Source organism: Lentzea sp. NPDC092896 (assembly GCF_044754905.1).
Lineage (GTDB): Bacteria > Actinomycetota > Actinomycetes > Mycobacteriales > Pseudonocardiaceae > Lentzea.
This window is the reverse complement of record NZ_JBIVPX010000002.1, coordinates 129,262-146,559: the sequence shown is the minus strand read 5'-3', so window position 1 is coordinate 146,559 and position 17,298 is coordinate 129,262. Positions and strand designations below refer to the sequence as shown.

Here is a 17,298-nt window from a genome sequence, read left to right as displayed (position 1 = left end):
ACCACGAGCGTCAAGCAGGGCTGTCGAATGCAGTCGAACGGGTCGTCGAACAGCCGCGTCTCTGTTCGACGACCCGTTCGACGCGGGTCCTTTGTGGACCTGGTCCCTACGCGTAGGGGTTGCGCCCGGAGAGCCCACCCACCTTGCACGGGCCGTTCGACGCGTCACGGCAGACGACGACGCCCATGTAGGTGATCGAGTCGCCGCTGATCGACCACGTCAGGTTGTTGTAGGAGGAGTAGTCCTCCTTGTCACAGCCGGAGTAGTCGTACCGGCGCGTCGGCGTCGTGTCGGGGTGCAGCGACCCGTTGTAGAACAGGAAGTAGGCGTAGACCGGCTTGGCGTCACAGCCCCAGTCCGACACGAGCAGGTCGATGTTGCCCACCGAACTCCGCCCGGTCCAGTCGAACGTCGCCCCGGCGTACCCGTAGTCCTGCCCCGAGTAGATGAACTCCTGATCGGCGGCACCGGCGGAGGGAGCGGCGACGGCGACAGCCGAGAGCGCGACCACGGCGGCGGCCGCGATCCGGCCGGCGATCTTGCTGAAGGTTCTCGAAACCATGGCGGCAGTTAACAGCGCTCACCCACGCGTGCTGAAGCTATTGCACCACAACGCAAAGCCTCGCCAGCGCCGGACGAGCCGGTCAGACGGCCTTGCCGGGCGGCGCGGAGCAGAACACCCGCGGGGTCCCCCAGGCGTTGGCGGCGTCGCGACCGGCGCGCACGTCCAGCAACGTCAGCCGGTCGACGTCCGAGATGTCGACCTCGACGTGCTGGGGAGCGTCGTCGATGCTCGCCTGCCGGGTGACGGCCTCCGCCTCGTCGGCCCTGATCACGAACTGGCCGACCCCCTCGGTCTGGAGCGACGCCGCGTCCTTGCCGATCCACACCGACAGCCGGGTGCACCTGCCCGCGGTGGACCAGGTGCGGAAGTTGGCCGGCTGAGTCGCCGACGAGCCGGCCGAACCCCGGATGGCCCGGGCGAACGGCTCCTTGCCCACCCCGATGCTGATCGACGCCAGGGTCTCGTGCCCGGCGCCGGACTCGACCGTCTGGTAGGTGGTGAGGTCGTACCAGTCCTCGACGGGCGGCGGAGGCGCGGCCGGCGCCGTGGTGAGGACGGTGGCCGCCGGCTCTTCGCCGCTCAACACTCCGCTGACGAGCACGGATGTCCCGACCACCAGCACGATGATCACGGCGGCCGCGACCGCGATCCATCGCCTGGCTATGTGACTTGCGCCACTGTCTTGCCTAGTCATGCCCGGCATTGTCTGGGATGGACACCTCTTTGTTACAGAGCCAGCTCCTTTTGAGACAAAAAGAAACTCCATTCAGCGCAATGCCTGGAACACCGGCGGCTCCTCCGCCGCCAGGTCGTCCGGCAGCCGCAGCCCCTGCCGCCGCGGCACCAACTCCGACTGCAGCACGATCGCCGCCGCGCCGATCGCCGGTGCCGACGCGGCCGACGGCGACAGCCGCACGGAGATCGGGTGGACGTCGCGCGCGATGAACGCGCTGTCCAGCTCGGCGCGCAGCACGGGCAGGTAGACCGAGCCCGCGATGGCGAAACTCGGGCCGGTGAGCACCAGCACCTCCAGGTCCAGCACGTTCGCGAGCGTGCGGGCCGCCGCCGCGACGTAGCGGGCGGATCGCTCCAGCAACGCCACCGCGCGGGTGTTGCCCTGCCGGGCCGCCCTGCTGATCGCCGCGAAGTCCGCCGCGACCGGGGTGGCGGCGCGGGTCCGGCCGCCGACCAGACCCGCCGCACGGGTGAGCGCCCGATCGGCCCGTGCCTGCTCGACGACGGCGGCGGGTCCGGCCAGCACCTCCAGACATCCCTTCGCACCGCACCAGCACCGCGGGCCGTCGATGTCGAGGCAGGCGTGGCCGATCTCGCCGGTGTGCCCACTCGGCCCGCGATACGTCGTACCGCCGAGTACAACACCCGCGCCGATGCCGGTCCCCATGAACAGCGCGGCGAACGTCGAGGTCGCGCCGACACCGCCGGACCAGTGCTCGCCGATCGCCGCCGCGGTCGCGTCGTGGTCGAGCACGACGGGCAGTCCCGTCGCACGCTCCAGCGCCCGGCCGAACTCGTGGTGCTCCGACGGACGAGCCGCGACGAGTCCCAGCCCCAGGATTCGATCGCGTTCGACGCCCACGCTGTCGATCAGTGCGTCGACCTCGCGGGCCACCCTGGCGACCACGGCCGCCGGCTCGTCGACACCGGCACCGGCGCGCGAGATCCTCGCGACGACCGCCCCGCCGAGGTTGGTCAGCACGTAGGTAATCCGCGCGTCGTCGAGGTGCACGCCGACGGCGTAGCGCGCGAAGTGGTTGAGCTGCAACATGACCCGGCGCTTGCCGCCGGTCGACTCGGCGTGCCCGGTCTCGGCGACCAGGCCCTCGTCGATCAGGCCGCGCACCACCGTGGAGATCGTGCCGCCGGTCAGGCCGGTGGCGTTGACCAGGCCGACCCGGCTGATCATGCCCGCCGCCCTGACCAGGTCCAGCACCGCCGCCCTGGTGCTCGCGTGGGTCACCCGCGCCGGTCCGCTCACCGCACTCCTCCGTCGAACGACGAACTTGGCACATCGACAAGTTCGGGATCAGTAAAGCATCCCGAGTCGTTGACTTTCTTTGTTTAGTAACTGAAGAATCCTCGCCGCGAACCACCCAGCCCACGGGAGGATCAACGATGTTCCTGCACAAGCGGCTCGTCTCACTCGGTCTCGCGGTGGTCGTCGCGGCCACCGCCGCCTGCTCCGGATCCGGCGGAACGAGCCGGTCCCGGGACACGCTCGTCGTCTACACCGGGCAGGCCGGCGACTACCAGCTGAACTTCAACCCCTACGCCCCCACCCAGATCGAGGGGCCCGGCACGATCTACGAGCCGCTGTTCTTCTACAACATCGCGAAGGACCAGCCGCCGAAACCCATGCTCGGCACCGAGTTCAAGTGGAACCCGGAGGGCACCGAGCTCTCGGTCACGCTCAGAAGCGACGTGTCCTGGTCCGACGGCGAGAAGTTCACCGCCGAGGACGTGAAGTTCACGCTCGACATGGTCGCGAAGACCCCGGCCGTCAACAAGACGGGCTTCAAGGGCACGACGACGGCGGTCGACGACACGCACGTGGTCGTCAAGTTCCCCGAACCGTCCTACATGGACGGACCGCAGGTGCTCGGCCAGCTGTGGATCATGCCGGAGCACATCTGGAAGAACTACGCCACGCCCGCCACCGAGGTGAACCCGAACCCCGTCGGCACCGGCCCGTTCCAGCTCGGCGAGTTCAAGGCGCAGTCGTTCACCCTCAAGGCGAACCCGAAGTACTGGGGCGGAGAGCCCGCGCTCAAGCAGGTGCGCTACCTGTCGCTGTCGGGCAACCAGGCCGGCGTGGACGCGCTCAAGGCCGGGTCCATCGACTGGCAGACCGGCCCGATCCCCGACATCAAGGACGTCGAGAAGAACTACCCCGGCTACAAGGTCGTCACGCTGCCGCTCAACCAGGTCTCTCTGTTCACCTGCTCCAACGCGCAGCTCGGCTGTCAGGGCGCGCAGACCGATCCGGCCGTGCGCCAGGCGATCTACCACGGGATGAACCGCACGCAGATCAACTCGCTGGCGTTCCAGAACACCGGCAGCGAGATGTCCCCCGGCTTCACGCTGCAACCGCGCGACACCTCGTTGCTGTCGAGCAAGCTCACCGACCGCATGGCGCCGATGAACGCCGACGTCGCCAAGGCCGCGGAGCTGCTCACGTCCGCCGGCTACGCCAAGGGCCCGGACGGCATCTACGCCAAGGACGGCAAGCCGCTGGCGCTGACCGTGAAGGTGGTCGCCGGCTGGACCGACTACATCACCGCGCTCGAGACCCTGAGCCAGCAGCTGCTCCAGATCGGCATCAAGATCACGCCGCAGCAGCTGTCGTGGAACGAGTGGGCGGACGCGCGCGGCCGCGGCCAGTTCGAGCTGCTGATCGACTCGGTGGAGCAGGGCCCGGCGCCGGATCCGTACTACACCTACAGCTACTTCTTCTCGACCGCGACGACGGCGCCGGTCGGTGAGGCGGCCAACCCGAACTTCGCCCGGTTCAGCAGCCCGGTCGTGGACGCCGCGCTGGCCGAGCTCAAGAAGACCGACCGGGGCAACCCCGCGCGGCAGCAGTACTACGACACCATCCAGGTCGAACTCGAGAAGTCCATGCCGTACATCCCGGTGCTGACCGGCGGCATCCCGAACGAGTACAACGACAAGGCCTTCACCGGCTGGCCCACCAAGGACGACCTGTACGCGTTCCCCGCCGTGTGGAAGCGGCCGGACGCCTCGCAGGTGTACGCGAAGCTCAAGCCCGCCGGGTCCTGACGATGGGCTACCACCTGCGCAAGGTCGCCTTCTACCTGGCGGCGCTGTGGGCGGCGGTGACGCTGAACTTCGTCATCCCGCGGCTGTTGCCGGGCAACCCGGTGGACATCCTGATGGCCAAGCTCCAGCAGCGCGGCGGGTCCGTCGACCCCGCCGCGCGGCAGGCCTACGAGACGTTGCTCGGCACCGGCGGGCGCGAGTCGTTCGTTCAGGAGTACGTGGCGTACCTGGGCAGTCTGCTGCGCGGTGATCTCGGGGTGTCGGTCAGCGCGTTCCCGGCGAAGGTCTCCGACGTGATCGGCGCCTCGCTGCCGTGGACCGTCGTGCTGGTCGGGCTCGCGACGCTGATCTCGTTCGCGCTGGGCATCGGGCTCGGCGCGCTCGTCGGCTGGAAGCGCGGCACCTGGCTCGACTCGCTGGTGCCCGCGACCACGATGCTGGCCGCGGTGCCGTACTTCTGGCTGGCGCTGATCCTGGTCGCGCTGCTCTCGTCAGGGCTCGGCTGGTTTCCGCTCAACGGCGGCTACGACGTGGTCCTGAATCCCGGCTGGAGTCCGGAGTTCCTCGGTTCGGCCCTCTACCACGGCATCCTGCCCGCGCTGACGATCGTCGTCTCGTCGGTCGGCGGCTGGCTGCTCGGCATGCGCAACATGATGGTCTCGGCCATGTCGGAGGACTACGTGCTGACCGCGCGGGCCAAGGGCCTGACCGGCAGCCGGGTGATGGTCCGGTACGCGGCCCGCAACGCCGTGCTGCCGTCCGTGGCAGGGTTCGCCATCTCGCTCGGGTTCGTGGTGTCCGGGTCGATCGTCACCGAGCAGGTGTTCTCCTACCCCGGCATCGGCTCGAAGCTGCTGCAGGCCGTGCAGAACAACGACTACGCACTGATGCAGGGGATCTTCCTGGTGATCACGGTCGCGGTGCTCGGCGCGAACCTGGTCGTCGACCTGCTGTACGGGCTGATCGACGCCCGCACGAGGGATCGGAGCACGGTGTCATGACCTGGTCAGGGAAACTCGGCGCCGGGCTCGGCCTGGCCGGCCTGATCGTCCTCTTCGGACTGCTCGGTCCACTGCTCACCGGCGATCCGGCCACCATCAGGGACATCGGTCTCGTCCCGCCTGGCGGCGAGCATCTCCTGGGCACCACCGTCACCGGTCAGGACGTGCTGGCCCAGCTCACCCACGCCACCCGCGGGTCGTTGTGGATCGGCCTGCTCGTCGGAGTCATGGCGACCGTGCTGTCCGGGATCTTCGGCATCGTGGGCGCGTACGCGGGCGGGGCCGTGGACGAGGTGTTCTCGTTGTTCTCCAACGTGATGCTGGTGATCCCCGGCCTGCCGCTGGTCATCGTGGTCGCCGGATTCGTGCCCGCGGACCAGCGCGGCACGTGGACGATCTCGCTGGTGCTCGCGATCACCGGATGGGCGGCGGCGGCCCGCGTGCTGCGCGCGCAAACGTTGTCGTTGCGCAACCGGGACTACGTGGCCGCGGCACGGGTCTCCGGCGAGAAGACCTGGCGGGTGATCTGCGTCGAGATCCTGCCGAACCTGTTGCCGATCCTGGCCTCCCAGTTCGTGTTCGCCGTCGTGCTGGCGATCCTGAGCGAGGCGGGCCTGTCGTTCCTCGGGCTCGGCGCGGCCGACTCGTCGACGCTCGGCACGATGCTCTACTACGCGCAGAACGGGTTCGCGCTGCAACGGGACGCGTGGTGGTGGTTCGTCCCGCCGGGGTTGATCATCGCGTTGTTCGGCGGCGCGCTGTCGCTCATCAACTTCAGCATCGACGAGATCATCAACCCGGCGTTGCGCGAACGGCCGCGCCGCAGGCGGGACGTCGTGGCCACCACACCTGCGGTGGCCGACGAGGACGCCGTCCTGACGGTCACGAACCTCAACGTCGTCTACCAGGGCGCCACACCCGTGCACGCCGTCAAGGACGTGTCGCTGACGTTGCGGCGGGGCGAGATCCTCGGCCTGGCCGGCGAGTCCGGGTGCGGCAAGACCACGCTCGCCTACGCGATCAACCGCCTGCACCGGCCACCGGCGGAGGTCACGTCCGGTTCGGTCGTGTTCGACGGCATCGACGTGCTGGCGCTGGGCCCGGCCGAGCTCCGCGCGTTCCGCTGGGTGAAGCTGTCCATGGTCTTCCAGGGCGCCATGAACTCCCTGAACCCGGTCACCCCGGTCCGCGCGCAGCTGCAGGACGTCCTGCGCACGCACCGCCCGTCGACGTCCACTTCGGACCGTGAAGCCCGGTGCGTTGAGGTGCTCCGGCTCGTCGGGGTCGACCCGGCGAGGCTCGGCTCGTACCCGCACGAGCTGTCCGGCGGCATGCGGCAGCGCGTCATGATCGCCATGGCGCTGCTGCTCGAACCGCAGGTCATGATCATGGACGAACCCACGACCGCGCTCGACGTGCTGGTGCAACGCGAGATCCTGAACGAGATCAAGCGCTTGCGCGACGAGCTGGGCTTCGCGGTCGTGTTCATCACGCACGACCTGCCGTTGCTGCTGGAGCTGAGCGACCGGATCGCGGTGATGCGCGACGGCGAGGTGGTCGAGTACGAGTCCGCCGAGGAGATCTACCTGCGGCCACAGCACCCGTACACCCGGCAGCTGCTGGCGTCGTTCCCGAGCATGACCGGCGAGCGAGGAGCCCTGATCCGATGACCACGCTGGAAGTCCGCGACCTCAGCAAGACGTTCCACCGGCACCGCGCGGTCGACGGTGTCTCGTTCACGCTCACCGCCGGCCGGACCGTCGCGCTCGTCGGCGAGTCCGGGTCGGGGAAGTCGACGATCGCCAGGATGATCGCCCGCCTGGTCCGGCCCACCTCCGGCGAGATCGCGCTGACCGGGCCGGACGGCGAACCGGTGCCGTCGCGCCGGTACCGCGACCACGTGCAGATGATCTTCCAGGACCCGTTCGCGTCGCTCAACCCGTTCCACACCGTCGAACACCACCTCGCCCGGCCGTTGCTGCTGCACGGCCGCACTCGGGCGGAGGTGCCCCACCTGCTGGAGCGGGTGAGCCTCACCCCGGACTTCGCGCGCCGCCGTCCGCACGAACTGTCCGGCGGGCAACGGCAACGCGTCGCCATCGCCCGCGCGCTCGCACCGGGTGCCACGGTGATCGTCGCGGACGAACCGGTGTCCATGCTGGACGTCTCGATCCGGCTCGGCGTGCTCAAGCTGCTCGACCGGCTGCGCCGCGAGGAGGACCTCGCCGTCCTCTACATCACGCACGACCTCGCCACCGCCCGGCACTTCTCCGACGAGGTCCTGGTGATGCACCGGGGCCGCATCGTCGAACGCGGTCCTGGCGACGACGTGCTGCTGCGTCCCCAGGACCCGTACACCCGGCAGCTGGCCGCCGCCGCGCCCGACCCCGAAACCCGCTTCCTCCAGGGAGGTCCGTCTTGATCCGGCAGTACCTGCACGACGGCTGGCAGCTGACCGCGACCACGAACGAGGTGCCGGACAACGTCCGGGGCAGGACGGTGCCCGCGACCGTGCCCGGCAGCACCCACCTCGACCTGCTCGCGTCCGGGCTGATCACCGATCCGTTCCTCGACCGCGCCGAGGAGGAGCTGGCCTGGACGCACCGCGCGGACTGGCGGTACAGCACCAGGTTCCTCGCCGCCGCCGTCCCGTCCGGACAGGCCGAGCTCGTCTTCGACGGCCTGGACACCATCGCCGCCGTCGAGCTCAACGGCCACCTGCTCGGCCACACCGCGAACATGCACCGCGGCCACCGCTTCGACGTCCGGCCGTTCCTCGTGGACGGTGCCAACGACCTCACCGTGTCGTTCTCCTCCGCGCTGACCCACGCCGAGAAGGTCGAGGCCGCGCTGGGCCGGCGCGAGCACGTCAACGCCCACCCGTTCAACATGATCCGCAAGATGGCCTGCAGCTTCGGCTGGGACTGGGGACCGGACCTGCAGACCGCGGGGATCTGGCGGCCGGTCCGGCTGGAGCGCTGGCACACCGCGCGGCTGGCCCGAGTCCGTCCGATCGTGACCGTCGCCCCGAACGGGACCGGCCAGGTCGAGCTGCACGTCGACGTCGAGTGGGCGCCGGACGCCGCCGAGACCCTGACGCTGCTGATCACCGTGGGCGCGCACAAGCGCACCGTCGTCGTGCCGGCAGGTCAGACGACGGTGGTCGCCCGCGTGGACGTGCCCGGCGCCGAACTCTGGTGGCCCACCGGGTACGGCGACCAACCGCTCTACAACCTGGATGTCGTGCTGCGCGGATCCGAACAGCTCGACAGCACTGCCAAGCGGATCGGGTTCCGCACGATCACCGTCGACACGACCCCGGACGAGCACGGCACCCCGTTCACGATCGCCGTCAACGACAAGCCCGTCTTCGTCAAGGGCGCCAACTGGATTCCCGACGACCACTTCCTCACCCGGATCACCCGCGACCGGCTGGCACGGCGGGTCGACCAGGCCGTGACCGCGCACGTCAACCTGCTGCGGGTGTGGGGCGGCGGGATCTACGAGTCCGACGACTTCTACGACGTCTGCGACGAACGCGGAGTCCTGGTGTGGCAGGACTTCCCGCTCGCCTGCGCCGCGTACCCGGAGGAGGAGCCGGTGCGCGGGGAGTTGGAGGCCGAGGCCCGCGAGAACGTCGTGCGCCTGATGTCGCACGCCTCGCTGGCGCTCTGGAACGGCGGCAACGAGAACCTGTGGGGGTTCGCCGACTGGGGCTGGCCGGAGCAGCTCGACGGCCGGACGTGGGGTCTGGGCTACTACGACGACCTGCTGCCGGGAATCGTGGCCGAGCTCGACCCGACCCGGTTCTACTGCCCCAGCAGCCCGTACAGCCCGGTCGACGGCGTGCACCCGAACGACGAGAACCACGGCACACGCCACGACTGGCAGGTCTGGAACCAGGTCGGCTACCAGCGCTACCGCGACCACGTGCCGCGGTTCTGCTCGGAGTTCGGGTTCCAGGGCCCGCCGGCGTGGTCCACGCTGACCCGGTGGATCCACGACGAGCCGCTGACCCCGGATTCGCCGAGCTTCCTGGCGCACCAGAAAGCGGACGACGGCAACGGAAAGCTCGCGCGCGGCCTGGCACCGCACCTGCCGGTGCCGTCGGCCTTCGAGGACTGGCACTGGGCGACGCAGCTCAACCAGGCGCGAGCGGTGACCTTCGGCATCGAGCACTTCCGTTCGTGGTGGCCACGCACGGCCGGTGCGATCGTCTGGCAGCTCAACGACTGCTGGCCCGTCACGTCCTGGGCGGCGATCGACAGCGAGGAACGGGTGAAACCGCTCTGGTACGGGCTGCGGCACGCCTGCGCGCCCCGGCTGCTCACCTTCCAGCCACGCGGCGACCGGCTGGTGCTCATCGCCGTCAACGACCACGACGAGCCGTGGGACGCGCACCTCACCTTGGAGCGCCAGACGTTCCGGGGAGTCACGCTGCACCTGACTAGACTGCGCCGGACGGTGGCACCTCGCTCGGTCCTCGCACTGGACCTCGACGAGGCGCTGCTGCGACCGGCGAACGACGACGCGGAGGTGATGGTGGCGACCACCGCCGAAGCCCGCGCGATCCTGCCGTTCCGGGAGGACGTCGAGCTGGCGTACGACCCGCGTCCCCTTTCCGCCCAGGCACACGCCGTGCCGGGCGGTTACGAGGTCGAGGTGCGCGCCGGTTCGTTCGCCCAGGACGTCGCGATCCTGGCCGACCGGGTCGCGCCGGACGCGGTCGCCGACGACTCGCTCGTGCCGATGCTGGCCGGAGAGGTGCGCGTGTTCCACATCCGCACGGACGCTTTCGTCGATCCGGCGGCTTTCACCGATCCACTGGTTCTCCGCTGCGCCAACGACCTTTGCGTGGTGCCCGATGCCCGCTGAACCGACCGGCGCGATCGGGCTGGTGCTCGCGCGGCCCGCGCGCCTGCTCGGCGTCGAGCCGTTCTTCATGGAGTTCATCGCGGGAATCGAGGAACGGCTCGCCGAGCGCGACCTGTCCGTCCTGCTGCACGTCGTCGCGGACCACGAGGCCGAGATCACCGCCTACCGCCGCTGGGCGAGTCGCGGTCTGGTCGACGCCGTCGTGGTGGTGAACCCGGTGGTGGACGATCCACGCCCCGCCGTGCTCGCCGAGATCGCGCTGCCCGCGGTCGTCGTCGGCGACGACCCGGTGCTGCCCTCGGTCCGCACCGACCACGCCGGCCCGGTCGCCGAGGCGCTCGGGCACCTGCTCTCGTTGGGGCACCAGCGGATCGCCAGGGTCACCGGCCCGTCGGCGTTGCTGCACACGCGGGCCCGCACGGACGCGTTGCTGGCCGGGTGCGCGCAGGCCGGTGTCGACCCGGTGATCGTCGAGGGCGACTACTCGGAGGAGGCGGGTGCCAAGCTCACCGCCTCGCTCCTCAGCGGACCGGAGCCGCCCACCGCGATCCTCTACGACAACGACGTGATGGCGGTCGCCGGACTCGCCGCGGCAGCCGAACTCGGTGTCGCGGTGCCGGCGAGCGTGAGCCTGGTGGCGTGGGACGACTCGACGCTGTGCCGGCTCGCCTCCCCCGCTCTCACGACGATGAGCGTCGACGTGCACCAGTTCGGTGTGTCGGTGGCGGAGTCGGTGCTCGAACGGATCGACGGCGGCCCCGTCACCCCGCGCTGGTCGCCGACCGCCCGCTATCTGCCGCGCGGCACGACGACCACCGCGTCCATTTAGGACACCTCAGGCCGGTGGCCAGCTCCGCAGCGCGGCGTCGGCCACCCGCTGGAGGTCCTCGCGGGACGCGCCACCGGCCGCCTGCACGGCCATCCCGTTCGCGATCGTCATGACGTAGCGGGAGATCAGGTCCGGATCGGCGCCGGCGGGCAGGTCACCCTCCGCGACGGCCCGTTCGAACCGGTCGCGCAGCAGCCCCTGCCCCCCGTTGCGCCACTCGGTCAGGATGTCGCGCGCGACCCGTCCGGCCTCGCCGACGGCCAGCGCGCCCTGCACCCCGAGACAGCCGACGGGGCAGCCGGGCCGGGTGTTGGCGCGCACCGAGCCACCGAGGAACGTCTCCGCGACCTCGCGGGCGGTCGCTGCCTGGAGGGCTTCGACGGCGTAAGAGACCGTGCCTTCCGAGTAGCGCTGCAACGCCTTGCGGAAGAGCTCCTCCTTGTTGCCGAAGGCCGCGTACATGCTCTTGCGGGAGATCCCCATGCGCTCGGTCAGGTCGGCGAGGCTCGCGCCCTCGTACCCCTGCTCCCAGAAGACCACCATCGCCTTCTGGAGCGCCTCCTCGGCGTCGAACTCTCGCGGCCGACCGATCTGAGCCTTCTCCACGGCCTCATCCTACCCTTCCACACCGATCGGTGCGGAAGTGCTACGGTCGCAATATGCACCGATCGGTGCACAAAAGCGTGGAGGTCAGGTAATGCGCAGGCTGGAAGGCAAGACCGCGGTCATCACCGGCGGCGGCACGCGAGGCATCGGCAGGGCCACCGCGGCACGACTGGTCGAAGAGGGTGCGCACGTGTTCATCACCGGCCGCCGCAAGGCCGAGCTGGACGAGGCCGTGGAGGCCATCGGCCGGAACGTGACGGCGGTGCCGGGCGACATCACGAACCCGGACGACCTGGACCGGCTCTACGAGACGGTCGCCGCCCACGGCCAGGGCCTGGACGTGCTGTTCGCCAACTCGGCCACCGCGTCGTTCGCGACCATCGAGACGATGACCGAAGAGGACTACGACCAGACCTTCGGCGTCAACGTGAAGGGCACCATCTTCACGGTGCAGAAAGCGATTCCGCTCCTCAACAAGGGCGCCTCGGTGATCATCAACGCGTCCACCGCCGCCGACAGGGGCACCGCCGGATTCGGGATCTACGCCGCGTCCAAGGCGGCGCTGCGGACGTTCACGCGCGCCTGGGCGAACGAGCTCAAGGACCGCGGTGTCCGGGTGAACGCCATCTCGCCGGGACCGACCGACACCAACGGGATCACCGAGCTCGTGGGCGAGCAGAACGCGGAGGCGTTCAAGGCGAACGAGGCCGCCCGGATCGCGATCGGGCGGATGGGTCACGTGGACGAGGTCGCGGCGGCGGTGGCCTTCCTCGCGTCCCCGGACAGCAGTTTCATGCTCGGCGCCAACGTGTACGTCGACGGCGGCGAGAACCAGATCTGACCCCTCACTGGACGCCGGGAACTCGCACGTGTGACACTTTGTCCAGCATCTGACACTTCGTTCAGTTCTGGAGACCCCGTGCGAGACCCCGCTGTGACATCCCTGGAAGCCGAGTTGGTGGGTGTCGACACGCGAGAAAAGCGCACGCGTGTCGACACCCACCAAGACACCACCGCGGACGCCGTGTTCGCCGCGTTGTCCCCCGTCGTCGAGGGCATCGCGGCGACGTTCGGGCGAAGCTGCGAGGTGGTGCTGCACGACTACCGCGACCAGGAACGATCGGTCGTCGCGGTCGCCGGATCCGTCACGGGCAGGGAAGTCGGCGACGCGATGAGCGAGATCGGCCTGCGCGTCCTCGCCGCCGGGGACGACGCCCGCAACGAGGTCGGCTACGTCACCCGCGCGCAGGACGGGCGGGTGCTCAAGTGCACGACTCTGCCGTTGCGCGACGTCGACGGGACGTTGATCGGCGCGTTGTGCGTCAACATCGACGTCTCGGCGATCAACCGCGCGACCGGCGTGCTCTCGGACCTGCTCGGCCTGTCCGCGCTGGAGGAACCGACCGCGTCCACGAACTTCTCCGGTGACCTGGACCAGGTGGTCGAGTCGCTGATCGAACGTGCCGAACGCGCGCACGCCGTGCCGGTCGCGGCACTGGGACGGGACGAGCGGCTGGTGCTCGTCCGGTCGCTGAACGAGGCCGGCGTGTTCGCGTTGCGCGGCGCGCCAGGACGTATCGCCCAGCGACTGGGCATCTCCCGCACCGGTCTGTACAACGACCTCGCCGAGCTGAAGAAGGACACCCCGTGACCGACAGCCCCGCCTTCGTCAGCGAGTCCGAGTCGGCCGCCCTCGTCGACGACGACCTCGCATTGGCCGCCGCCCGCGAGGCGTTCCTGGCCACCGCGACGGGCGCGACGTTCCCGGTCGTGATCGGGCAGTCGTTGCCGCACAACAGGTTCACCCTCAAGTCGGGCGCCGCCGGTGACCTCGTCGGCGTGAAGATCGGCAGCTTCTGGCCTGACAACGTGGAACTCCCCCGCCACAGCTCCACGATCGTGCTGCTCGACCCCGCCACCGGTCGGCTGAGCGCGGTCGTCGAGGCCGCGGCCGCCAACGCCTACCGCACGGCCGCCGCCGACGCGCTCGCCGTGGACACGTTGGCCCGCAACGACTCCCGCACGCTGACCGTGATCGGAACCGGGCACCAGGCCCTGCACGAGGTCCGCGCCGTGAGCCGGGTGCGGCCGATCGACCGGGTCTTCGTCGTCGGCAGACGCGCGGACGCGGCACAGGCGTTCGCAGCTGAGGTGACCGCCGTGACCGGTTTGAAGGCCGAACCGGTCGACGCCCGGACCGGGGTCGTCGCGGCGGACGTGCTCGTCACGGCCACCACCGCCCGCGAGCCCCTGTTCGACGCGAGCTGGGTCGCACCGGGCACGCACATCTCCGCCATGGGGGCCGACGGTCCCGGCAAGCAGGAGCTGCCGGTCGCGCTGTACGACCGCGCCTCGCTGTTCTGCGACCTCCCCGAGCAGTCCCGGACCATCGGCGAGTTCCAGCACGCCGGCTCCGTGCCCGTCGCACTCGGCGCCGTGCTCGCCGGCGACGCCGAAGGGCGCACCTCACCGGAGGACGTGACGGTGTTCGACAGCTCCGGATTCGCCCTGCAGGACCTCACTCTCGCCGCCGCCCTGCTGCGTCGCCGCGCCGCTTCCCACGGAGACTCCGAATGACCACTGTGGACACCCCGTACGCCCTGATCGACACGGACCGGCTGGACCGCAACGCGGCCCGGCTCCGCGACCACCTGCACGGACTGGGCGTGCCGTTGCGGCTGCACGTGAAGACGTCCAAGTCCGTCGAGGTCGCGCGGCGGGTCCACGGGGACGGGCCGATCACGGTGTCCACCCTCGCCGAGGCCGAGCACTTCGCCGACGCGGGTTACCGGGACGTCCTCTACGCCGTCGGCCTGGATCCGCACAAACTGCCTCGCGTCGCCGCCCTGCTGCGTCGCGGCGTCACCCTCACCGTCCTGCTCGACACCCTCGCGCAAGCTGAGGCGCTGACCCGTTTCGCTGCCGAGGAGAACCTCCGGATCCCCGCCCTGGTCGAGATCGACTGCGACGGGCACCGGGGCGGCATCGCACCCGACGATCCCGCACTCGTCCACATCGGACAGTCACTCGGCCCGCACCTCGCCGGGGTGCTCACCCACGCGGGCGAGTCCTACTTCGCCTACACACCAGAGGCGTTGCACCAGGCCGCGCAGAACGAGCGGGACGTCGCCGTGGCCGCCGCCGAGGCGTTGCGGGCCGCCGGGCTGCGCTGCCCGATCGTCAGCGTCGGCTCGACGCCCACCGCGCACGCGGCGACCGATCTGGCGGGCGTCACCGAGGTCCGCGCCGGCAACTACGTCTTCTTCGACCTCGTCATGGCCGGCATCGGCGTCTGCGAGGTGGACGACCTCGCGCTCTCCGTGGTCGTCACCGTGATCGGCCACCGGCACGACAAGAACTGGGTGCTCACCGACGGCGGCTGGATGGCTACCTCACGGGACCGCGGCACGCAGGCGCAGGCCGTCGACCAGGGCTACGGACTCGTCGCCGACGAGCACGGCGAGCTGATCCCCGATCTCCTCATGACCGGGGCGAGCCAGGAACACGGCGTTCTGAGCACGCGCGACGGCAAGCCGGTACCCGACCTGCCCATCGGCACCCGCCTGCGGATCCTGCCCAACCACGCCTGCGCCACCGCCGCCCAGCACGACCGCTACCACGTCGTCGACGGCACCACGTGGAGCCGCCTGCGCGGCTGGTGATCACGCCGTCGGGTCGGCGCCGAGCGCGAGGGCGAGCAGGTCACCCAGCTGGTCGAGCTGAGCCGCCGAGAGGTTCCGGAACGACGTGTCCAGGACACCGTCGGCGAGGTCCTGGCCTGCCACGAGCAGCCTCTCCCCCTCCTCGGTGAGCCGGTGCCGCACAGGCCGTCCCGGTCCCGGCACCCGTTCGATCAGGCCGCGGTCGGCCATCCGCGTGGCCAGCGACCCGAAGGATTGGTCGGTCTGGAAGGTCAGCACCGCGAGGTCGTGCAGCGAGGCGTCCGGGTTGCGGGCCAGGTGCCGCAGCGTGTCCCACTGCACCAGCGACAACCCGAGCGGCGCCAGCGCGTGGCTCATCGTTCGGTGGTGGCGGTGCTGCAGGCGCTTGACGGCCAGGCCGACGTCGGCGGGACGGTGAGGCATGCGGGTCAGCCTACCCGACTGAAGACAGGTTGCTTATATAAGGATCCTTATCTAAGGTTCCTTATATGACTCCTGAGCTGACCCTGCTGGACCTCGACCGCACCCGGACGTTCCTGCTGCTGCACGGCGGCGGTGGCGTGCCGACGATGACCGGTTTCGCCCACCTGCTCGCCGAACACGCTCACGCACGGGTGCTGCTGCCCACGCACCCCGGTTTCGGCGGCACCCCGAAACCGGCGGACCTCGTCGGCGTCGCCGGCCTGGCCCGGACGTACGTCGACCTGCTCGACCGCCTCGACCTCACGAACGTCACCGTGCTCGGCAACTCCTTCGGCGGCTGGGTGGCCGCCGAGATCGCGTTGCTGGGCAGCCCGCGGGTGAGCGGCGCGGTGATCGCCAACGGGATCGGCGTCGAGGTCGACGGCCACCCCGTCACCGACGTCCGCGGCCTCTCGCCGGCAGAGCTGCGGAAGCTCTCGTGGCACGACCCGAGCAAGGCCCCGCAGCCCGGCCAGACCTCGCAGCCCGCAACCGCCGGACCGGGCCCGGACGTGCAGGCCCTGCTCGGCTACACCGGTCCGGCGATGGCCGATCCGACGCTCGCCGAACGGCTCGGCGCAACTCCGGTGCCGGCCCACGTGATGTGGGGCGAGAGCGACGGCATCGTCTCCCCCGAGTACGGCAAGGCGTTCGCCGCCGCTTTCCCCCAGGCGACGTTCACCCTGCTGCCCCGTACCGGGCACCTGCCACAGGTCGAGTCACCCGAGGCACTGCTCGACGCGGTGCTCTCAGTTCGCTGACGGCACCTGGCCGGGCTCGCGCCGCAGGTCGGCCAGCCCGCCGCGGACGTCGTCGATCGTGATCTGCTCCGCGGCGGCCGAGTCGCCCGCACGCAGCGCGCGGACCAGGGCGCGGTGACTGGTGTAGCGGTCGAGGCCGAACTCGTGGTTCGCGAGCACCCGGTCCAGCATCCGGGTCCGGCGCTCCGCCCTGGTGAACACCCTGGTCTGCTCCAGCAGCCTGGCCAGAACGGCGTTGCCCGCACAGGCGGCGACCGCGTCGTTGAAGCGTTGCATGGTGTCCAGCAGGACGTTGAGGTGCTTCTCGACCGGACGGCCCTCGGCGTCGCGCTGCTTGATGACGATCAGCAGGTCGTCCGCCTCGTCGAGAACGGCGTCGAGCTCGTCGAGCTGGGCGGTGGTCGCGTGCCGGGCGGCGAACCGGGCGATGAGGCCGCGCAGCGCGATCTCGACCTCGGCCAGGTCCTCGACGGCGGAGGCGCCGATGTCCGCGACGACGACCGTGCGCGGGCCGACCCTCTCGATCAGGCCGTCCTGCTCCAGCCTGCGGATGGCCTCGCGCACCGGCGTGGGGCTCATCGACAGCCGTTCGGCGAGGCCGCGTTCGGTGATCTTCTCGCCGGGGGCCAGGCCACCTGCGGCGATGGCCTCCTGGACCGAGCGGTAGGCCCGGCCTGCCAGCGTGTCGGACTGAGGATCCTTGTCGGCCATCACGAGCACCGATACTACGACAAGCATC

Annotated in this window: 17 protein-coding genes; 11 read left to right on the top strand and 6 right to left on the bottom strand. The window is 70.2% G+C overall.

Annotation, left to right across the window (positions count from 1 at the left end; translation table 11 throughout):
• Positions 1-106 precede the first annotated feature (106 nt).
• From ACIQF0_RS12220 to ACIQF0_RS12210, 3 genes are all read right to left on the bottom strand, one after another.
• On the bottom strand, positions 107-562 hold the full coding sequence (locus tag ACIQF0_RS12220; protein WP_401028168.1) for a hypothetical protein: 456 nt from the start codon (positions 560-562) through the stop codon (positions 107-109).
• 82 nt (positions 563-644) lie between these two features.
• On the bottom strand, positions 645-1,259 hold the full coding sequence (locus ACIQF0_RS12215) for an NPCBM/NEW2 domain-containing protein (protein ID WP_401028166.1): 615 nt from the start codon (positions 1,257-1,259) through the stop codon (positions 645-647).
• 72 nt (positions 1,260-1,331) lie between these two features.
• Entirely contained in the window at positions 1,332-2,561 is a 1,230-nt protein-coding gene (locus tag ACIQF0_RS12210) for an ROK family protein (RefSeq protein WP_401028163.1), read from the bottom strand.
• A gap of 137 nt (positions 2,562-2,698) precedes the next feature.
• Here ACIQF0_RS12210 and ACIQF0_RS12205 point away from each other — a divergent pair, with 137 nt between their 5' ends.
• Genes ACIQF0_RS12205 through ACIQF0_RS12180 form a run of 6 tightly spaced genes read left to right on the top strand, consistent with a single transcriptional unit; the run spans position 2,699 to position 11,068 of the window.
• Positions 2,699-4,363, top strand: coding sequence for an ABC transporter substrate-binding protein (locus tag ACIQF0_RS12205; RefSeq protein ID WP_401028160.1), 1,665 nt, complete (start codon positions 2,699-2,701; stop codon positions 4,361-4,363).
• Between the two features lie 2 nt (positions 4,364-4,365).
• The gene (locus tag ACIQF0_RS12200) at positions 4,366-5,364 is read left to right on the top strand and encodes an ABC transporter permease (RefSeq protein ID WP_401028157.1); all 999 of its coding nucleotides are present in this window, start codon (positions 4,366-4,368) and stop codon (positions 5,362-5,364) included.
• Complete coding sequence (locus tag ACIQF0_RS12195) at positions 5,361-7,034, top strand: dipeptide/oligopeptide/nickel ABC transporter permease/ATP-binding protein (protein WP_401028154.1); 1,674 nt, start codon at positions 5,361-5,363, stop codon at positions 7,032-7,034. Before ACIQF0_RS12200 ends, ACIQF0_RS12195 begins: the two co-directional genes overlap by 4 nt.
• Entirely contained in the window at positions 7,031-7,786 is a 756-nt protein-coding gene (locus tag ACIQF0_RS12190; protein WP_401028151.1) for an ABC transporter ATP-binding protein, read from the top strand. The genes ACIQF0_RS12195 and ACIQF0_RS12190 overlap by 4 nt, the downstream gene beginning before the upstream one ends.
• Complete coding sequence (locus tag ACIQF0_RS12185; RefSeq protein ID WP_401028149.1) at positions 7,783-10,239, top strand: glycoside hydrolase family 2 protein; 2,457 nt, start codon at positions 7,783-7,785, stop codon at positions 10,237-10,239. Before ACIQF0_RS12190 ends, ACIQF0_RS12185 begins: the two co-directional genes overlap by 4 nt.
• Positions 10,229-11,068, top strand: coding sequence for a LacI family DNA-binding transcriptional regulator (locus tag ACIQF0_RS12180; protein WP_401028143.1), 840 nt, complete (start codon positions 10,229-10,231; stop codon positions 11,066-11,068). Before ACIQF0_RS12185 ends, ACIQF0_RS12180 begins: the two co-directional genes overlap by 11 nt.
• Positions 11,069-11,074: 6 nt before the next feature.
• Here the strand turns inward: ACIQF0_RS12180 and ACIQF0_RS12175 are convergent, their stop codons facing one another.
• Positions 11,075-11,674 carry a TetR/AcrR family transcriptional regulator gene (locus ACIQF0_RS12175; protein ID WP_401028140.1) on the bottom strand — a complete coding sequence of 200 codons (600 nt, stop codon included), beginning with the start codon at positions 11,672-11,674 and terminating at the stop codon, positions 11,075-11,077.
• A 91-nt stretch (positions 11,675-11,765) separates the two neighbouring features.
• Between ACIQF0_RS12175 and ACIQF0_RS12170 the strand changes: the two genes are divergently transcribed.
• The 4 genes from ACIQF0_RS12170 to ACIQF0_RS12155 all read left to right on the top strand — a co-directional run bounded on the left by ACIQF0_RS12170 (position 11,766) and on the right by ACIQF0_RS12155 (position 15,336).
• Positions 11,766-12,515 (top strand): SDR family NAD(P)-dependent oxidoreductase, encoded by a 750-nt coding sequence (locus tag ACIQF0_RS12170; protein ID WP_401028137.1) that lies wholly within the window; start codon positions 11,766-11,768, stop codon positions 12,513-12,515.
• Positions 12,516-12,593: 78 nt separating this feature from the next.
• On the top strand, positions 12,594-13,325 hold the full coding sequence (locus ACIQF0_RS12165) for a transcriptional regulator (protein WP_401028135.1): 732 nt from the start codon (positions 12,594-12,596) through the stop codon (positions 13,323-13,325).
• The gene (locus ACIQF0_RS12160) at positions 13,322-14,251 is read left to right on the top strand and encodes an ornithine cyclodeaminase family protein (RefSeq protein ID WP_401028132.1); all 930 of its coding nucleotides are present in this window, start codon (positions 13,322-13,324) and stop codon (positions 14,249-14,251) included. The genes ACIQF0_RS12165 and ACIQF0_RS12160 overlap by 4 nt, the downstream gene beginning before the upstream one ends.
• Positions 14,248-15,336 (top strand): alanine racemase, encoded by a 1,089-nt coding sequence (locus ACIQF0_RS12155; protein ID WP_401028130.1) that lies wholly within the window; start codon positions 14,248-14,250, stop codon positions 15,334-15,336. Before ACIQF0_RS12160 ends, ACIQF0_RS12155 begins: the two co-directional genes overlap by 4 nt.
• Here ACIQF0_RS12155 and ACIQF0_RS12150 read toward each other — a convergent pair whose 3' ends face one another.
• The gene (locus tag ACIQF0_RS12150; protein WP_401028128.1) at positions 15,337-15,759 is read right to left on the bottom strand and encodes a MarR family winged helix-turn-helix transcriptional regulator; all 423 of its coding nucleotides are present in this window, start codon (positions 15,757-15,759) and stop codon (positions 15,337-15,339) included. It lies immediately after the preceding gene.
• A gap of 65 nt (positions 15,760-15,824) precedes the next feature.
• Here ACIQF0_RS12150 and ACIQF0_RS12145 point away from each other — a divergent pair, with 65 nt between their 5' ends.
• Positions 15,825-16,559 carry an alpha/beta fold hydrolase gene (locus ACIQF0_RS12145; protein ID WP_401028125.1) on the top strand — a complete coding sequence of 245 codons (735 nt, stop codon included), beginning with the start codon at positions 15,825-15,827 and terminating at the stop codon, positions 16,557-16,559.
• Here the strand turns inward: ACIQF0_RS12145 and ACIQF0_RS12140 are convergent.
• Positions 16,548-17,297 (bottom strand): GntR family transcriptional regulator, encoded by a 750-nt coding sequence (locus ACIQF0_RS12140; RefSeq protein ID WP_401028123.1) that lies wholly within the window; start codon positions 17,295-17,297, stop codon positions 16,548-16,550. The genes ACIQF0_RS12145 and ACIQF0_RS12140 overlap by 12 nt on opposite strands.
• Between the last annotated feature and the right edge of the window lies 1 nt (position 17,298).

What these genes read in the sequence shown, in the direction of transcription:
- ACIQF0_RS12140 (WP_401028123.1), bottom strand. Translation starts at nt 17,297, where the DNA reads ATGCTTGTCGTAGTATCGGTGCTCGTGATGGCCGACAAGGATCCTCAG.
- ACIQF0_RS12145 (WP_401028125.1), top strand. Translation starts at nt 15,825, where the DNA reads ATGACTCCTGAGCTGACCCTGCTGGACCTCGACCGCACCCGGACGTTC.
- ACIQF0_RS12195 (WP_401028154.1), top strand. Translation starts at nt 5,361, where the DNA reads ATGACCTGGTCAGGGAAACTCGGCGCCGGGCTCGGCCTGGCCGGCCTG.
- ACIQF0_RS12205 (WP_401028160.1), top strand. Translation starts at nt 2,699, where the DNA reads ATGTTCCTGCACAAGCGGCTCGTCTCACTCGGTCTCGCGGTGGTCGTC.
- ACIQF0_RS12190 (WP_401028151.1), top strand. Translation starts at nt 7,031, where the DNA reads ATGACCACGCTGGAAGTCCGCGACCTCAGCAAGACGTTCCACCGGCAC.
- ACIQF0_RS12200 (WP_401028157.1), top strand. Translation starts at nt 4,366, where the DNA reads ATGGGCTACCACCTGCGCAAGGTCGCCTTCTACCTGGCGGCGCTGTGG.
- ACIQF0_RS12180 (WP_401028143.1), top strand. Translation starts at nt 10,229, where the DNA reads ATGCCCGCTGAACCGACCGGCGCGATCGGGCTGGTGCTCGCGCGGCCC.
- ACIQF0_RS12170 (WP_401028137.1), top strand. Translation starts at nt 11,766, where the DNA reads ATGCGCAGGCTGGAAGGCAAGACCGCGGTCATCACCGGCGGCGGCACG.
- ACIQF0_RS12150 (WP_401028128.1), bottom strand. Translation starts at nt 15,759, where the DNA reads ATGCCTCACCGTCCCGCCGACGTCGGCCTGGCCGTCAAGCGCCTGCAG.
- ACIQF0_RS12220 (WP_401028168.1), bottom strand. Translation starts at nt 562, where the DNA reads ATGGTTTCGAGAACCTTCAGCAAGATCGCCGGCCGGATCGCGGCCGCC.
- ACIQF0_RS12215 (WP_401028166.1), bottom strand. Translation starts at nt 1,259, where the DNA reads ATGACTAGGCAAGACAGTGGCGCAAGTCACATAGCCAGGCGATGGATC.
- ACIQF0_RS12155 (WP_401028130.1), top strand. Translation starts at nt 14,248, where the DNA reads ATGACCACTGTGGACACCCCGTACGCCCTGATCGACACGGACCGGCTG.